The organism is Streptomyces sp. NPDC031670 (genome assembly GCF_055580545.1).
On record NZ_JBVILC010000003.1, the window covers coordinates 482732 to 499453 of the forward strand.

A 16722-nucleotide genomic window follows, 5' to 3' on the forward strand; every position below is an offset into this window, starting at 1 on the left:
CACCCATACCGCTACTCTCCGTGACTTATGCTGGTCACAGCGGTTCAGAGAGAGACAAGTCGGACATCCTCACAGCCCCTCGCGCACCTCCTCCGCCGTGGTGTCGCGCAGCTCACCGTCGAGCACCAGCCATCGGGTGATCCCGATCGACTCCAGGAACGGCACGTCGTGGCCGGCCACGATCAGCGCCCCCTCGAAGGCGGCCAGCGCCTCGGTGAGCCGCCGTACGCTCGCCATGTCCAGGTTGTTCGTCGGCTCGTCCAGCATCAGCAGCTGCGGCGCGGGCTCGGCGAGCAGCAGCGCGGCGAGCGAGGCCCGGAAGCGCTCGCCCCCCGAGAGGGTCCCGGCCGGGCGGTCGGCGCGGGCGCCCTTGAACAGGAAGCGGGCGAGGCGTGCCCGGATCGCGTTGGCGGTGGCGCCGGGCGCGTACCGCGCCACGTTCTCCACCACGCTCAGCCCGTCGTCCAGCACATCCAGACGCTGCGGCAGGAACCGCAGCGGCACCTGCGCCACCGCCTCCCCGGCCGCCGGGGCGAGTTGCCCGGCCAGGGTGCGCAGCAGGGTCGTCTTGCCGGCCCCGTTGCGTCCGACGAGCGCGATCCGCTCCGGGCCGTGGATGTCCAGGCTGCCCAAGGCCCCTTCCGTGTAAGGCAGTCGCAGATCACGCAGGCTCAGCACGCCCCGGCCCGGGTGGACCTTGGTGTACGGGAGCTCGACGCGGATCTCCTCGTCGTCCCGGACCGCCTCGACGGCCTCGTTCAGCCGGCCCTGGGCCTGGGTGAGGCGCTCGGTCTGGAGGATGCGGTGCTTGCCCGCCGACACCTGGGCCTCGCTCCTGCGGCCATTGGCGATGATCTTCGGCACCCTCTTGTTCTCATAGCTCTTCTGGGCGAAGCGCTGCCGCCGCGCCAACTTGACGTGCGCGTCGCTCAGTTCGCGTTTCTGGCGCTGGACATCGGCCTCGGCCGTGCGCACCATCCGCTCGGCCGCCTCCTGTTCCACCGCCAGCGCCTCCTCGTACGCCGAGAAGTTGCCGCCGTACCAGGAGACCTCGCCCTCGCGCAGATCCGCGATCTGGTCGACCAGGTCGAGGAGTTCGCGGTCGTGGCTCACCACGACCAGTACGCCGGGCCAGGCGGCGACCGCGTCGTAGAGCCGTCGGCGGGCCCGCCGGTCGAGGTTGTTGGTGGGCTCGTCGAGCAGCAGGACCTCGGGGCGGCGCAGCAGCAGCGCGGCGAGGCGCAGCAGCACCGACTCGCCGCCGGAGAGCTCGCCGATGGTCCGGTCGAGCCCGACGCCGTCGAGGCCGAGCTGTCCGAGGACGGCTCGCGCCCGCTCCTCCACGTCCCAGTCGTCGCCGACCGCCGTGAAGTGCTCCTCGGCGGTGTCACCCGCCTCGATGGCGTGGAGCGCGGCCCGTACCCGGTCGATGCCGAGGGCCTCGTCGACCCGCATCCCGGTAACCATCGTCAGGTTCTGCGGCAGATAGCCGATGTCGCCCGTGGTGACGATCCGGCCGCCGGTCGGCGTGAGATCACCGGCGAGCAGCCGCAGCAGGGTGGACTTCCCGGAGCCGTTGAGGCCGATCAGTCCGGTGCGGCCGTGGCCGACGGCGAGCTGGAGGCCGTCGAACACGGAGGTGCCGTCGGGCCAGGCGAACGAGAGGTCGAAGCAGCTGATGTGCGTCGAGGACGCGGAGTAAGCAGACATGGGTGTCTCCCTGTTGCGCGGAAGAGGGGCGGGGCAACGGGAACTGAGACACCGGTGTCAGGGCAGCGAAGGAAAAGAAGAAGGGCCCTGGTCGTGGAGGACGGCTCGGAGGCAGGTCACACCGCGCGCGCGACACGGAAGGGAGTGCGCGAAACGGTGTCTCAGGTGCCTCAGACGAGCAACGTCCTACTCCGATCGACGACAACAGGGCCGAGAATACGGTACGACGGGGCGCAGGCCCGTCGCAAACGATTAAACGCGGGCCTTCGCCGCGCCCCGGCGGACGCGGTCAGCAGGCGTCGCGCAGCAGGGCGGTGAGGTCGCCGTCGAGGTCGAGGTAGTGGTGCTCGTGGCCCGCGGGCACCATCAGCTGGGTGCGCTTGAGGAAGCGGCGCAGCTCGGAGGTGCGGATGTGCACCATCGCGGTGCCCTCGGGGGCGTGGAACTCCACCACCGTGCGGTCGAACCCGTACGGCCGGACCCGCACGTCGCCCATGCCCGCGGAGGTCTCCACCCCCGTCTCCAGGAGTTCGCGCGAGAACGCCCAGCAGACCTCGACCCCTTCGAGGGTGGCGGGCGCGGGGAAGACCATCCGCACGGCGAATGGATCGTCGCGGTCGTAGCTCAGCGTCGCGGGAACGGTCTGGACCCGCGGGTCGGAAGCGATCAGGCGGGCCTCGACGGCTTGCTCGATGACAGTGGACAAGGCCCTGTTCCCCTAACCTCACGACCGGGTACTTCTCTTCCTGCTGCTCAGGAAGACGGCAGAAAACACGGGTGCGTGCACCCGGGGCGAGGGTGAGCTGTGTCACCTGATCGCTACGTGTGCGTCACTTTCCGCTGCGTCACCGCTCGCTCCCCACGCGGTGCTTAACGGCTCCGGGTTGATGGCGATACGGTCGAATTTCGCCCTCTGGACGGCCCTCCCGGCGTCGGCTAGCTTCCAGCGCCATGAAGCCCATGGGGAAGACGAGACGCATGCTGTCGGTGGGGCTGGGCGCGCTGGCGCTGGCGACCGCACTGACCACGCCCGCCGAGGCGCACGGCCACCACGAGAGCGGCCCGGCACCGGCCTGGCAGCTCACCGGGACCGGTACGGACGCCCGGTTCCGGGGGCTCTCGGCGGTCAGCCGGAACACGGCGTGGGTGGCCGGGTCCAAGGGCACGGTCCTGCGCACCTCCGACGGCGGGCGCACATGGCGCGATGTGTCGCCCGAGGGCGCGGCCGGACTGGAGTTCCGGGATGTGGAGGCCTTCGACGGGCGGCGGGCCGTGGTGCTCGCCATCGGAGAGGGCGACGCGTCCCGGATCTACCGGACCGAGGACGGCGGCGCCACCTGGAAGGAGTCGTTCCGCAACCCCGACCCGCGGGCCTTCTACGACTGCCTCACCTTCTTCGACCACCGCCACGGCCTGGCGGTCGGCGACCCGGTCGACGGCAGGTACCGCGCCCTGTCCACGGCCGACGGCGGCCGTTCCTGGCAGGTGCTGCCGTCCACCGGCATGCCGGAGGCGCTGCCGGGCGAGGCCTCGTTCGCGGCGAGCGGCCAGTGCCTGGTCAGCTCCGGCCCGCGCGATGTCTGGCTCGCCACCGGCGGCGCCACCACCGCCCGCGTCCTGCACTCCGCCGACCGCGGCCTGACCTGGACGGCGGCCGACTCGACGATCCCGGCCGGCGACCCGGCGCGCGGGGTCTTCGGGCTCGCCTTCCGCGACCGTACGCACGGGATCGCCGTCGGCGGCGACTACCGGGCCGGACAGCTCTCGCCCCGGGCCTCCGAGGTCACCGGCAACGGCGGCCACACCTGGTCCCCGGCGGCGGCCCCGGTCGCCGCCTACCGTTCCGGCGTCGCCTGGCTGCCGCACAGCCGGTCGGCCGCGCTCGCGGTGGGGCCCACCGGCACCGACGCGACCGCCGACGGGGGCCGCACCTGGCGGACCGTCGACACCGGCTCGTACGACACCGTGGACTGCGCGCCCGACCTCGGCTGCTGGGCGGCGGGCGAGAAGGGCCGGGTGGCCCGGCTCGTACGCGGGGCCCGCTGAAGCTATGCCGGCAACTCCTCCCGGAAGGAGTCGAGTCCGGGCGCCACCTTGGTCGCGAAGAACTCGGTGATCCGGTACGCGCACACACCGTTGACGCTGAAGGGGTCGGTCGCCGTGAGCTCCTCGATCGCCGCGCGGTCGTCCCCGACGGCCAGGATGATCCCGCCCTCGCGGGGCTCCTTGCGGCCGGAGGCGATGAACACGCCCGCCTCGTAATGCCCGTTCAGCCAGGCGACATGCGCGTCCAGCAGCTCGTCGACGCGGGCGAGGGGAGCGGTGTAGGTCAGGTCCAGTATGAACATGATCGGCAGGCTACTCGTGGCGCCTTCCCCGCGAGACCCTAGGGTGAGGGCATGGTGACGCTCACAGAGATCCCCCGGGGCTGGCCCGCCGACGAGGCCGGGGCGCTGGCCGTGCAGGACGAACTGCGCGGCCGGGTCGTGCTCGACGAACCCGGCCCGCCGCCCGGCACCGGTCCGGTCACGGGTGTGGACGTGGCGTACGACGACGAGCGGGACGTCGTCGCGGCGGCTGCCGTCGTCCTGGACGCGGCCACCCTGGAGGTCGTCGAGGAGTCCACCGCCGTCGGCCGGGTCGCCTTCCCGTACGTGCCGGGGCTGCTGGCCTTCCGGGAGATCCCCACCGTCCTGGCCGCCCTCGGCGCGCTGAGCGCCGACCCGGGCCTGGTGGTCTGCGACGGGTACGGACTCGCCCACCCGCGCCGCTTCGGCCTCGCCTCGCATCTCGGCGTGCTCACCGGGCTGCCGGTGATCGGCGTCGCCAAGAACCCGTTCGCCTTCGCCCACCAGGAGCCCGGCGCCCGGCGCGGGGACGCCACGGCGCTGGTGGACGCGGACGGCGAGGAGGTGGGCCGGGCGCTGCGCACCCGGGACGGTGTCAAGCCGGTGTTCGTCTCCGTCGGCCACCGCGTGAGCCTGGACAACGCCTGCGCCCACACCCTGCGGCTCACCCCGCGCTACCGGCTGCCGGAGTCGACCCGGCGCGCGGACGCCCTGTGCCGCGAGGCACTGCGCACGGCGCTCGGGCCCGCACCGGAGCCGGCCGGCTAGCGGGCGTCCGCCACCCGGAAGCGGATGCCCGCCTTCTGGACCCGGGCCAGCAGGGCGTCACCCATCGCGGTGACCGTGGTCAACTGCCCGGCGCGATCCGGGAGTTCGTCGAAAGCGAGGCTCAGGGACCCCTCGGCGAGGATCTTGGCCGTCTCGTCGTACCCCGGGTCGCCGCCGGAGACCTCGGTGAACACCCGGCGTCCGCCGCCCTCCCCGACGAAGCGCAGGGAGAACCAGCTGCGGTCGCGGCGCTCCTGGCCGGGGCCGCTGCCCGGCTCGTAACGGCTGATCAGCAACCGCCGCGCGGCGGGCACTTGGGCCACGCCGAGCGCCGCGCCCGCCCCGGCCACCGCGCCCAGCGCCATCGGCAGCCGCCGCACCGCCGCGAAGTGGCGGTAGCGGAAGTCGGGGCCGTAGCGCTCGCTCGCCGCGGCCGAGCGGGCCACCACCGCCGGGTCCAGGACCGGCAGCGGCAGCGCCCAGGCGCCGGTCTCGCGGCTGAAGTGCGGGGTGCCGAGGGGAGCCCTGGCCCGCCGTCCGACCAGGCGCGGCTCGTGCAGCCGCCGCTCCCGGGCCGCCTTGAACTGCTGCGGGCCCCGGCCCATCGCGGTGAGCGCGGAGGCGAACGTACCGCCGGAGAACATGGCGTTGGAGCGTACGAAGCCGTCCACCCGCAGCGGTACGCCCTCGGGGAGCCGCTGGACCGTGTAGTACACGCCGAGGTCGCACGGCACCGAGTCGAAGCCGCAGGCGTGCACCAGCCGCGCGCCGGTCTCCCGGGCCCGCGCGTCATGGCGTACGTACATGGTGTCCACGAACTCCGGCTCGCCGGTGAGGTCGAGGTAGTCGGTCCCCGCCTCGGCGCACGCGGCGACCAGGCCCTCGCCGTACCAGACATAGGGGCCGACCGTGGTGGCCACCACCCGCGCGGACCCGGCCAGCGCGCGCAGCGAGTCGGGGTCGGCGGAGTCGGCCGTGATCAGCGGCAGCGAGGCGCACGCCGGGTCGATGGCGGCGAGCTCCCCGCGCAGCGCCTCCAGCTTGGCGGCCGACCGCCCGGCCAGCGCCCAGCGGCACCCCTCGGGCGCGTGCGCGGCCAGGTACTTCGCCGTGAGGGCACCCACGAACCCGGTGGCCCCGAACAGCACGATGTCGTACGGCCTCGCCGCCCGCTGTGCCCGCTGCCCCGCCGCCCGCTGTGCCCGCTCCGCACGTTCCAAGGGGATGCCCTCCGCTCTGCCCGGCCGCGCTCCCGCGCCGATGTCGGTCGCTGAGGCTAGCGTGAGACGCGGTGCCGTGGGTGATCAAGGACGGGAAGAAGTCCGTTCGGCGAAAACCAAGCGCTTGCTCGCGCAAGGGGCTTGTGCGGAGTGGAACGTGTTCTTAGCATCACTGCTGTTACATCAGTTGTGTCACAGTGCTGGGGGCTCGATGACAGGTTCGGGGAACGGCCCGCTCGCCGGGGTGCGGGTGGTCGAGCTGGCGGGGATCGGACCCGGCCCCTTCGCCGCCATGCTCCTGGCCGACCTCGGCGCGGACGTGGTGCGGGTCGACCGCCCCGGCGGGGCCGGCCTGGGCATCGACCCGGCGTACGACCTGACCAACCGCAACAAGCGCTCCGTACTGATCGACCTGAAGGCGCAGGACGGCCCCGCGCGCGTCCTGGACCTGGTGGAGAAGGCCGACATCCTCGTCGAGGGCTACCGCCCCGGTGTCGCCGAGCGCCTCGGCGTCGGGCCCGGGCCGTGCCTGGCCCGCAATCCGCGGCTGGTCTACGGACGGATGACCGGCTGGGGCCAGGACGGCCCGCTCGCCGCCCGCGCCGGGCATGACATCGCGTACATCGCCGTCACCGGCACCCTCGGCATGATCGGCGCACCGGACGAGGGGCCGACCGTCCCCGCCAACCTGGTGGGCGACTACGCGGGCGGCTCGCTCTATCTCGCCGTCGGTGTCCTCGCCGCCCTCCAGCACGCCCGTGCCACGGGCGAGGGGCAGGTGGTGGACGCCGCGATCGTGGACGGCGCCGCCCACCTCGCCACCATGATCCACGGCATGCTGGCGGCCGGCGGCTGGCAGGACCGGCGCGGCGCCAACCTCCTCGACGGCGGCTGCCCGTTCTACGGCACCTATGAGACCGCCGACGGCCAGTACATGGCGGTCGGCGCCCTTGAGCAGCGGTTCTACGAGGAGTTCAGCCAGCTGCTCGGGCTCGATGCCGTCGCCCCGGCCCGCAAGGACCTCGCCCGCTGGGAGGAGCTGCGCACCGCCATCGCCGAGCGGTTCCGCACCCGTACCCGCGAGGAGTGGACGGCCGTCTTCGCCGGGTCGGACGCCTGCGTGGCGCCGGTGCTCTCACTGCGCGAGGCCCCCGCCCATCCGCATCTGGCCGCCCGTGCCACCTTCGTCGAGCACGGCGGCCTCACCCAGCCGGCCCCCGCGCCCCGGTTCTCGGCCACCCCCGGCGCCGTCCGCCGTCCGCCCGCCCTGCCCGGTGCCGACACCGCCGAAGTCGCCCGCGACTGGGGTGTGCCGGAGCTCGCCGGGGCCGGGGACGCCAAGCCCACCAAGGAGAACGACCGTTGAAGCGGCAGATCTTCACCGCCGAGCACGACGCCTTCCGCGAGACCGTCCGCGCCTTCCTCGCCAAGGAGGTCCTGCCGCACTACGAGCAGTGGGAGAAGGACGGCATCGTCGCGCGCGAGGCCTGGTCGGCCGCCGGACGCCAGGGCCTGCTCGGGCTCGCCGTGGACGAGGAGTACGGGGGCGGCGGCACCGACGACTTCCGCTACAGCGCCGTCCTCTCCGAGGAGTTCACCCGCGCGGGCGTCCCGGGCCTGGCGATCGGGCTGCACAACGACATCATCGGGCCGTATCTGACCGGGCTGGCCACCGAGGAGCAGAAGCGGCGCTGGCTGCCGGGCTTCTGCGACGGCTCACTGATCACGGCGATCGCCATGACCGAGCCGGGCGCCGGGTCCGACCTCCAGGGCATCGCCACCCGCGCCGAGGACAGGGGCGAGTACTGGCTGCTGAACGGCTCCAAGACGTTCATCTCCAACGGCATCCTCGCGGACCTGGTGATCGTCGTCGCCAGGACGACGCCCGAGGGCGGCGCCCACGGTCTGTCCCTGCTCGTGGTGGAGCGGGGCATGGAGGGCTTCGAGCGGGGCCGCAACCTCGACAAGATCGGCCAGAAGTCCCAGGACACGGCCGAGCTGTTCTTCCACGACGTACGGGTCCCCAAGGACAACCTCCTCGGGGAGCTCAACGGCGCCTTCGTCCACCTGATGACCAATCTGGCGCAGGAGCGCATGGCCATCGCCGTCGCCGGAATCGCCGCCGCCGAACACCTGCTGGAGATCACCACCCAGTACGTGAAGGAGCGCGAGGCCTTCGGGCGCCCGCTCGCCACCAAGCAGCACATCCGCTTCGAGATCGCGGAGCTGGCCACCGAGTGCGCCGTCACCCGCGCCTTCCTCGACCGCTGCATCGAGGATCACTCGAACGGGGAGCTGGACGCCGTGCACGCCTCGATGGCCAAGTGGTGGGCCACCGAGCTCCAGAAGCGCACCGCCGACCGCTGTCTGCAACTGCACGGCGGCTACGGCTATATGAGCGAGTACCGCGTCGCCAGGGCTTTCACGGACGGACGCATCCAGACCATCTACGGCGGGACGACCGAGATCATGAAGGAGATCATCGGCCGTTCCCTGCTCGGCTAACCCTCTGAAAGGCTTTTCCGTGAGCACCGAAGCGTATGTGTACGACGCGATCCGCACGCCGCGCGGGCGGGGCAAGGCCAACGGCTCCCTGCACGGCACCAAGCCGATCGACCTGGTCGTCGGACTGATCCACGAGATCCGCGGGCGCTTCCCCGGCCTCGACCCGGCGGCGATCGACGACATCGTCCTCGGCGTGGTCGGCCCGGTCGGCGACCAGGGCTCCGACATCGCCCGGATCGCGGCGATCGCCGCCGGGCTGCCGGACACCGTCGCCGGAGTCCAGGAGAACCGCTTCTGCGCCTCGGGTCTGGAGGCGGTCAACATGGCCGCCGCCAAGGTCCGCTCGGGCTGGGAGGACCTGGTGCTCGCGGGCGGCGTCGAGTCGATGTCGCGGGTGCCGATGGCCTCGGACGGCGGCGCCTGGTTCGCCGACCCGATGACCAACTTCGACACCAACTTCGCCCCCCAGGGCATCGGCGCCGACCTCATCGCCACCGTCGAGGGCTTCACCCGCCGCGACGTCGACGAGTACGCGGCGCTCTCCCAGGAGCGGGCCGCCGAGGCCTGGAAGGACGGGCGGTTCGCCCGGTCCGTGGTTCCCGTCAAGGACCGCAGCGGCCTGGTCGTCCTCGACCACGACGAGCACATGCGCCCCGGCACCACGGCCGACTCGCTCGCCTCCCTCAAGCCCTCGTTCGCCGCCATCGGCGACATGGGCGGCTTCGACGCGGTGGCGCTCCAGAAGTACCACTGGGTGGAGAAGATCGACCACGTCCACCACGCGGGCAACTCCTCCGGCATCGTCGACGGCGCCGCCCTGGTCGCCATCGGCTCGCGCGAGGTCGGCGAGCGCTACGGCATGACCCCGCGCGCCCGGATCGTCTCCGCGGCCGTCTCCGGCTCCGAGCCGACGATCATGCTCACCGGTCCCGCCCCCGCCACCCGCAAGGCGCTCGCGAAGGCCGGGCTCACCATCGACGACATCGACCTCGTGGAGATCAACGAGGCGTTCGCCGGCGTGGTGCTGCGCTTCGCCCGGGACATGGGCCTGCCGCTCGACAAGATCAACGTCAATGGCGGCGCCATCGCCATGGGCCACCCGCTGGGCGCCACCGGCGCGATGATCCTCGGCACCCTCGTCGACGAACTGGAGCGCCGCGACCGGCGCTACGGCCTCGCCACGCTCTGCGTGGGCGGCGGCATGGGCATCGCCACCGTCGTCGAGCGTCTCTGACCGTCCTCTTCCCGGCCAATCCCGTTACGGAGCACCATCACATGGCAGTCATGTCGACGAGTACCACCATCCGCTGGGAACAGGACGAGACCGGCGTCGTCACCCTCGTCCTGGACGATCCCGACCAGTCCGCCAACACGATGAACCGGGCCTTCAAGGACTCCATCGCGGCCGTCGCGGAGCGCGCCGAGGCCGAGAAGGACTCCATCCGGGGCATCATCTACACCTCCGCCAAGAAGACGTTCTTCGCGGGCGGCGACCTCAAGGACATGATCCAGGTCGGCCCCGAGAACGCCCGGCAGGCCTTCGACACCGGTATGGCGATCAAGAACTCGCTGCGCCGCATCGAGACCCTGGGCAAGCCGGTCGTCGCCGCCATCAACGGCGCCGCGCTCGGCGGCGGTTACGAGATCGCCCTCGCCAGCCACCACCGGATCGCCCTCGACGCCCCCGGCTCCAAGATCGGTCTGCCCGAGGTCACCCTGGGTCTGCTCCCGGCGGGCGGCGGCGTGACCCGTACCGTACGGCTGATGGGCATCGCGGACGCACTGCTGAAGGTGCTGCTCCAGGGCACCCAGTACTCCCCGCTCCGGGCGCTGGAGAACGGTCTGGTGCACGAGGTCGCCGCCACGCCCGAGGAGATGCTCGCCAAGGCCCGCGCCTTCATCGACGCCCACCCCGAGTCGCAGCAGCCCTGGGACGTGCCGGGCTACCGCATCCCGGGCGGCACCCCGTCGAACCCGAAGTTCGCCGCCAACCTCCCGGCCTTCCCGGCCAACCTCAAGAAGCAGCTCAACGGCGCCCCCTACCCGGCGCCGCGCAACATCCTCGCCGCCGCCGTCGAGGGCTCCCAGGTCGACTTCGAGACCGCCCAGACCATCGAGGCCCGCTACTTCACCGAGCTGGTCACCGGGCAGACCGCGAAGAACATGATCCAGGCGTTCTTCTTCGACCTCCAGGCCGTCAACTCCGGCGCCAACCGCCCCCAGGGCATCCCCTCGCGCCCGGTCCGCAAGGTCGCCGTCCTCGGCGCCGGCATGATGGGCGCGGGCATCGCCTACGCATGCGCCCGCGCCGGTATCGAGGTCGTCCTCAAGGACGTCTCGCTCGACGCCGCCCGGGAGGGCAAGGCGTACTCCGAGAAGCTCCTCGCCAAGGCGCTCTCGCGGGGCCGCACCACCGAGGCCCGGCGCGACGAACTCCTCGCCCGCATCACCCCGACCGCCACCGCGGGGGACCTGGCGGGCTGCGACGCGGTGATCGAGGCGGTCTTCGAGAACACCGAGCTCAAGCACAAGGTGTTCCAGGAGATCCAGGACATCGTCGAGCCGGACGCGCTGCTCTGCTCCAACACCTCGACCCTGCCGATCACCGGCCTCGCCGAGGGCGTGACGCGCCAGGACGACTTCATCGGGCTGCACTTCTTCTCGCCCGTCGACAAGATGCCCCTGGTCGAGATCATCCGGGGCGAGCGCACCGGCGACGAGGCCCTGGCCCGCGCCTTCGACCTGGTCCGCCAGATCAACAAGACCCCGATCGTGGTCAACGACTCGCGCGGCTTCTTCACCTCGCGGGTCATCGGCCAGTTCATCAACGAGGGCGTCGCGATGCTCGGCGAGGGCGTCGAGCCCGCCTCCATCGAGCAGGCGGCCGGCCAGGCGGGCTACCCCGCCAAGGTGCTCTCGCTCATGGACGAGCTGACCCTCACCCTGCCCCGCAAGATCCGCGACGAGACGCGGCGGGCGGTCGAGGAGGCCGGTGGCGTCTGGCCCGGCCACCCGGCGGACGCGGTCATCGACCGTATGGTCGACGAGTTCGGCCGCACCGGCCGCAGCGGCGGCGCGGGCTTCTACGAGTACGACGGCGACGGCAGGCGCGTACGGCTGTGGCCGGGGCTGCGCGAGCACTTCGGCAAGCCGGGCGCGCACATCCCCTTCGAGGACATGAAGGAGCGGATGCTCTTCGCGGAGTCGCTGGACACCGTACGGCTCTTCGAGGAGGGCGTCCTCACCTCGGTCGCCGACGCCAACATCGGCTCCATCATGGGCATCGGCTTCCCCGCCTGGACGGGCGGCGTGATCCAGTACATCAACGGCTACGACGGCGGCGCCGGGGGAGAGACCGGTCTGCCCGGCTTCGTGGCCCGCGCCCGCGAGCTGGCCGAGCGCTACGGCGACCGGTTCCTGCCGCCCGCGCTGCTGGTGGAGAAGGCCGAGAAGGGCGAGAAGTTCACCGACGCGTGAGGGAGGCGACGGGCGGGGGAGCGGATCCCCCGCCCGTCGCCCCTGCCCGTACCCCCGCCCGTCACCCCGCTTCGTCCTCCGCGCGGAACGCCGCCCGCAGCTCCTCCTTCAGCGAGCGCTGGAAGGCGGTGACCAGCGCCTGCACCACCATCGGCTGCATATGGGCGGACAGCGACCGCATCGCCGCCACATGGTCGGGGTCCGACTCCCGCTCCCGGTAGGGGTTCCACACCTCGTCCCGGAACAGCCGCGTCAGCTCGTGCGCGGCCGAGCGGGTGTGTTCCAGGAGGACGGTCCGGGCCGCGAGGATCGTCTCGTGCGCGATCGGTACGTCCAGGAGCTGCACCCCCAGCGCCAGCAGAGCGGGGTCGACCAGGAACGCGTCGCTCTTCCCCTCGGTCCGCTCCAGGACGCTCATCGCGGCGAGCCGGTCGAGGTCGGTGTCGGAGAGCGCCCGCCCGGCCCGGCGCTCCAGCTCGGCCCGGGTCGTCTCCTCGGCCGCGTCCGGCGCCCAGGAGGCGACGACGGCCCGGTGGATGGCCAGGTCGTGCGCGCTGAGGCCGGGCGGCAACTGCTCCAGATACCGTTCGATCGCGGCCAGCGTCATCCCGTGGTGCTGCAACTCCTCGATCAGCGCGAGCCGGGACAGATGCGCCGGGCCGTAGTGGCCGACGCGCCGGGGCCCGATCGCGGGGGGCGGCAGCAGTCCGCGGGTGCTGTAGAAACGGATGGTGCGTACGGTGACCCCGGCCCGCGCGGCCAGTTCGTCGACCGTGAGGGTCGGCTCCTCGGTCTCCGTCGCCATGGCGGTGCCTCGTTTCCCCGGGGTGCGCGGACTGCGACGCAACAGTATTGCTGTCTCACCACTGTTGTCACCACTGTCGCCACCCGCCCGGGAAGGGCCGCCCGGCGGCTCAGCCGCCCGCGACCAGCGGATAGTGGTCGGAGAGGTCGGTGTAGGTGTAGCTCTTGCCCCAGCTGCTCACCGTCCAGGGCGCCGACGCCGCCTTGACCACGGTGTTGTTCCAGTCGGCGGGACGGGCGTGCCCCTGGTAGTGCAGGACGTGGTCCAGGTCCTCGCGCGGCTCGCCGGGGTAGCGGTAGGCGGCGATCGAGTTGTCGACGGTGTCGAACGAGTACGGGTGCCCGGTGCGCGAGTCCGCCGCGGCCAGCCCGCCGTCGGCGAGCATCGAGGCGTACTCGGAGCTGTGCGAGTCGACGTTGAGGTCCCCGGCGAGCATGACCTCCTCGCCGGCCGGGATGTTCTTGGCGTCGAGGAACGCCTTGACGGCCTTGAGCTGGAGCGAGCGGTCCCCGGCCGCCTCGCCCGCCCCGCACCCGGAGTCGGTGGACTGCAGGTGTGTGCCGACGACGTGCACACGGGCGCCGTTGACGTTCAGCACGACGTAGGCGATGCCCTTGTTGGACCACCAGTCCGCGCCGCAGGCGTCCTTGAAGATCACCTGCTCCTTGCGCAGGATCGGCCACTTGCTGAGCACGGTGACGCCCCCGTCCTCGGGGGTGGTCGAGGAGTAGGAGCCGCTCGTCGCGTCCCAGCCGTCCTTGCTCCGGCCGACCACCGGCGTCTGGTACGGGTACTGGGCGGCGGCCGTCCGCTTCAGCGCGTCCGAGGCGGAGTTGTCGAACGCCTCCTGGAGGACCACCACGTCGTTGCCCTGGAAGACGGGCGCGGCCGGTATCGCCCGGGCCCGGTGCTCCTGGCCCCAGTTCGGGTAGAGGCCGGTGCTCATCAGGAAGGTGTTGTAGGTGAGCACCTTCAGCCGGGGCGCGTCCGCGGCGGCGGCCGACGCCGACGGGGCGGTGGCGGTCAGCGTGGCGGCGGTGAGCGCGGCGGCGAGGGCCGCGCCGGGGACACGGCGGAGCGCGGAGTGCGGCACTGGAACTCCCGTGGGTGGAGTGGGGGTTGGACTGGCGCGCACATCAAACCAGCCACGGTTACTTCGGGGTAACCGTCCGGTGGCGCCTTTCTTGCCGGGGCCGGAACGTGTGAACGATCATGCTCCGGCGCCCACCCGGCCTCCCCGTCTTCGCCGTGGCCCCCGGTCACCCCGGTGACAGATGGGAAAATATGTGATCTGTCATCTGGTAATCCTGGATACGTGATCGAGAGCCGTACGCCGTCCGACCCCGCCCCGCCTCCGCCCGGCGGTGTCCTGTGGAGCCTCGCCGGCGACGTGCGGATGCTGCTGACCCTGCCCTCCGCCCTCACCCTCCAGGTCGCGCACCCGGCCGTGGGCGCCGGGGTCGACGAGCACTCCGTGTTCCGCACCGACCCCTGGGGACGCGGCGAGCGGTCCCTGCGCTCCCTCCAGCTGTGGGTGTACGGCGGCGAGGCGGCCGTCGAGGAGGGGCGGCGGCTGCGCCGGCTGCACCGGACCATCCAGGGCACCGACACCCGGGGCCGCGGCTACCACGCCCTGACCCCCGCCAACTACGCCTGGGTGCACGCCACCGGCTACCCCGTCTTCGCCCACTCCCAGAAGTATCTGAACCGCCCCCTCACCGAGGCGCAGGAGCGGCGGATGTACGCGGAGTGGCTCCAGGTCGGACGCGTCCTGGGCATCCACGACCGGGACATGCCGCAGACCATCGAGGAGTTCTGGCCGTACTACCGCAAGGTGCTGGGCGAGGAGATCGCCACCAACACGGTCGTCGAGGAGCTCCTGTCCGTCGACGCGAAGGTCCCCGCCCCCGACCGGGGCCCGCTGCCCCTCCGGCTGCTGCTCCGGCTTCTCTGGCCGGCGCTCCTGCCCCGTATCGCGCGCTTCCGGCGGTTCGTGACCATCGGGTTCCTGCCGCCGGACGCCCGCGCGGCGCTGGGCCTGGAGTGGACCGACGCGCAGGAGCGCGGACTGCGCCGCTTCGGGCGCGTGGTGCGGGCCGTCGTGCCCGTACTGCCCGAGCGGCTGCGCTATCTGCCCCTGGCCCGGGAGGCGAGGGCGCGCTCGCGGGCCCGGGGCACCCGGCCGCGACGGCTCAGGCCGACGCCCCTCTGACCAGCGAGGTTCCCGTGACGATCGACGTCCGAGGGTGCGCGATCCGGTCCGGGGGACCCCGCGCCCCCGAAGGGACGCGGGGAACCGCGGGGCCGGACCGCCGTGGGTGCGGCGGCGTGCTCAGCGGTGGTCGTGGAGGCCGTTCGTCGCCGCGATCTTCTTCCAGGACTTCGGCTGGGCGAGCGGCACACCGGCAGCCACCCCAGCCTTCCTGGCGGCCGGGGCCGCGGGCTTAGAGGGCTGGTACAGCCAGGTGTCGAAGAGCCCGGCCAGCGGCTTGCCGGTGATCTTCTCCGCGTACCGCACGAAGTCGCCCACCTTGGCGTTGCCGTACCGGTGGGCCGTCGGCCAGCTCTTCAGGAGCGCGAAGAAGCTCTGGTCGCCGACCGCGTTGCGCAGCGCCTGGATGGCGAGCGCGCCCCGGTCGTAGACGGCCAGGTCGAACTGGTTCTCCGGGCCCGGGTCGCCCGGCGCGACCTTCCAGAACGGGTCGTCCGCCGGGTGCTGCGCGTACACGTAGTCCGCGAGCTCCTGCGCGGTGCCCTCGCCCTCCTTCTCCGACCAGAGCCACTGGGCGTAGCGGGCGAAGCCCTCGTTGTTCCAGATGTCCTTCCAGCCGTCCACCGAGACGCTGTCGCCGTACCACTGGTGGGCCAGCTCATGGACGACGACCGAGGCGTTGGAGCCGTTCGCGAACTGCTTGGGGCTGTAGTACGGCCGGGTCTGCGTCTCCAGGGCGAAGCCGGTGGTCACGTTCGGCACATAGCCGCCGACCGAGTCGAACGGATACGGCCCGAAGACGCCGCTCAGCCACTCGGCGACCTCCTTGGTGCGCTCGACGCTGGCGCGCGCGGCGCCGTCGTTGTCACCGAGGTCCTTGCTGTACGCGTTGATCACCGGCAGGCCGCCCGCGGTGGTGTCGGTCGTGATGTCGAACCGGCCGATCGCCAGCGTCGTCAGATAGGTCGCCTGCGGCTTGTTGGAGCGCCAGTTGTAGCGGGTCCAGCCGAGCTTGGAACTCTGCGACTGGAGCGTGCCGTTGCTGATCGCCTGGGTGCCGTCCGGCACCAGCACCGACACGTCGTAGGTGGCCTTGTCCAGCGGATGGTCGTTGGACGGGAACCACCACACGGCCGAGTCGGGCTCCTGCGCCGCCACGCCGCCGTCCGGGGTGCGGTGCCAGGCGGTGTACCCGTCGATGCTCAGCTCGGACGGCTTGCCCGCGTACTTCACCACCACCGAGACCGATTTGCCCCGGGGCAGCGGCGCGGCCGGGGTGATCTCCAGCTCCTGGGTGCCGGACCGGGCGTACTTCGCGGGGGTGCCGTTCACCCGCACCTCGCTCACCGCGAGCCCGAAGTCCAGGTTGAAGCGGGAGAGGTCCTGGGTGGTGGTGGCGAGGATGGTCGCCGTGCCCTCCAGGAGGTCGGTCGCCGGCTGGTACTTCAGCCGCAGGTCGTAGTGGGAAACGTCGTAACCGCCGTTGCCGCTGCTCGGGTAGTAGGGGTCACCGATACCCGGCGCGCCCGGAGTGAAGTCGGTGGCCGATGCCGGGATCGCCAGCAGCAGCGACGCGGCGAGCACGCTCGGGGCGAGGATTCTGCGGTGCACGGGAGCTCCAAGTCGTCGGGGTGAACGATCTCTTGGGACCCTATTCAGCGCATGCCCGGCAAGTCA

Annotated in this window: 14 protein-coding genes; 7 read left to right on the forward strand and 7 right to left on the reverse strand. The window is 72.1% G+C overall.

Going from position 1 to position 16722, the window contains the following annotated elements; all coding sequences use genetic code 11:
• Positions 1 to 69: 69 nt before the first annotated feature.
• Positions 70 to 1710, reverse strand: coding sequence for an ABC-F family ATP-binding cassette domain-containing protein (locus ACZ5ID_RS09260; protein WP_468894987.1), 1641 nt, complete (start codon positions 1708 to 1710; stop codon positions 70 to 72).
• Positions 1711 to 1999: 289 nt separating this feature from the next.
• Positions 2000 to 2416: a spore wall synthesis regulator SsgD gene (ssgD, locus tag ACZ5ID_RS09265; protein WP_468894989.1), complete on the reverse strand. Its 417-nt coding sequence runs from the start codon at positions 2414 to 2416 to the stop codon at positions 2000 to 2002.
• A 245-nt stretch (positions 2417 to 2661) separates the two neighbouring features.
• Here ssgD and ACZ5ID_RS09270 point away from each other — a divergent pair, with 245 nt between their 5' ends.
• Positions 2662 to 3756 (forward strand): WD40/YVTN/BNR-like repeat-containing protein, encoded by a 1095-nt coding sequence (locus ACZ5ID_RS09270; protein WP_468894991.1) that lies wholly within the window; start codon positions 2662 to 2664, stop codon positions 3754 to 3756.
• A 2-nt stretch (positions 3757 to 3758) separates the two neighbouring features.
• Here the strand turns inward: ACZ5ID_RS09270 and ACZ5ID_RS09275 are convergent, their stop codons facing one another.
• The gene (locus tag ACZ5ID_RS09275) at positions 3759 to 4058 is read right to left on the reverse strand and encodes a YciI family protein (RefSeq protein ID WP_468894992.1); all 300 of its coding nucleotides are present in this window, start codon (positions 4056 to 4058) and stop codon (positions 3759 to 3761) included.
• 54 nt (positions 4059 to 4112) lie between these two features.
• Here ACZ5ID_RS09275 and ACZ5ID_RS09280 point away from each other — a divergent pair, with 54 nt between their 5' ends.
• Positions 4113 to 4826 carry an endonuclease V gene (locus tag ACZ5ID_RS09280; protein WP_468895093.1) on the forward strand — a complete coding sequence of 238 codons (714 nt, stop codon included), beginning with the start codon at positions 4113 to 4115 and terminating at the stop codon, positions 4824 to 4826.
• Here ACZ5ID_RS09280 and ACZ5ID_RS09285 read toward each other — a convergent pair.
• The gene (locus tag ACZ5ID_RS09285) at positions 4823 to 6046 is read right to left on the reverse strand and encodes a saccharopine dehydrogenase family protein (RefSeq protein ID WP_468894994.1); all 1224 of its coding nucleotides are present in this window, start codon (positions 6044 to 6046) and stop codon (positions 4823 to 4825) included. The genes ACZ5ID_RS09280 and ACZ5ID_RS09285 overlap by 4 nt on opposite strands.
• A 211-nt stretch (positions 6047 to 6257) precedes the next feature.
• Here ACZ5ID_RS09285 and ACZ5ID_RS09290 point away from each other — a divergent pair, with 211 nt between their 5' ends.
• The 4 genes from ACZ5ID_RS09290 to ACZ5ID_RS09305 are packed head-to-tail and all read left to right on the forward strand — an operon-like array spanning position 6258 to position 12028.
• Positions 6258 to 7412 carry a CaiB/BaiF CoA transferase family protein gene (locus tag ACZ5ID_RS09290; protein WP_468894996.1) on the forward strand — a complete coding sequence of 385 codons (1155 nt, stop codon included), beginning with the start codon at positions 6258 to 6260 and terminating at the stop codon, positions 7410 to 7412.
• On the forward strand, positions 7409 to 8551 hold the full coding sequence (locus tag ACZ5ID_RS09295) for an acyl-CoA dehydrogenase family protein (protein WP_468894998.1): 1143 nt from the start codon (positions 7409 to 7411) through the stop codon (positions 8549 to 8551). Before ACZ5ID_RS09290 ends, ACZ5ID_RS09295 begins: the two co-directional genes overlap by 4 nt.
• 19 nt (positions 8552 to 8570) lie before the next feature.
• The gene (locus ACZ5ID_RS09300) at positions 8571 to 9785 is read left to right on the forward strand and encodes an acetyl-CoA C-acetyltransferase (protein ID WP_468895000.1); all 1215 of its coding nucleotides are present in this window, start codon (positions 8571 to 8573) and stop codon (positions 9783 to 9785) included.
• Between the two features lie 50 nt (positions 9786 to 9835).
• The gene (locus ACZ5ID_RS09305; RefSeq protein ID WP_468895002.1) at positions 9836 to 12028 is read left to right on the forward strand and encodes a 3-hydroxyacyl-CoA dehydrogenase NAD-binding domain-containing protein; all 2193 of its coding nucleotides are present in this window, start codon (positions 9836 to 9838) and stop codon (positions 12026 to 12028) included.
• Positions 12029 to 12089: 61 nt separating this feature from the next.
• Here ACZ5ID_RS09305 and ACZ5ID_RS09310 read toward each other — a convergent pair whose 3' ends face one another.
• Positions 12090 to 12833 (reverse strand): MerR family transcriptional regulator, encoded by a 744-nt coding sequence (locus tag ACZ5ID_RS09310; protein ID WP_468895004.1) that lies wholly within the window; start codon positions 12831 to 12833, stop codon positions 12090 to 12092.
• 109 nt (positions 12834 to 12942) lie between these two features.
• Complete coding sequence (sph, locus tag ACZ5ID_RS09315; protein ID WP_468895006.1) at positions 12943 to 13926, reverse strand: sphingomyelin phosphodiesterase; 984 nt, start codon at positions 13924 to 13926, stop codon at positions 12943 to 12945.
• A 222-nt stretch (positions 13927 to 14148) separates the two neighbouring features.
• Here sph and ACZ5ID_RS09320 point away from each other — a divergent pair, with 222 nt between their 5' ends.
• Positions 14149 to 15045 (forward strand): oxygenase MpaB family protein, encoded by an 897-nt coding sequence (locus ACZ5ID_RS09320; protein ID WP_468895008.1) that lies wholly within the window; start codon positions 14149 to 14151, stop codon positions 15043 to 15045.
• Positions 15046 to 15165: 120 nt separating this feature from the next.
• Here the strand turns inward: ACZ5ID_RS09320 and ACZ5ID_RS09325 are convergent, their stop codons facing one another.
• A complete protein-coding gene (locus ACZ5ID_RS09325) occupies positions 15166 to 16656 on the reverse strand; it encodes a M1 family metallopeptidase (protein ID WP_468895010.1) in 1491 nt (496 codons plus the stop codon).
• Positions 16657 to 16722 lie beyond the last annotated feature (66 nt).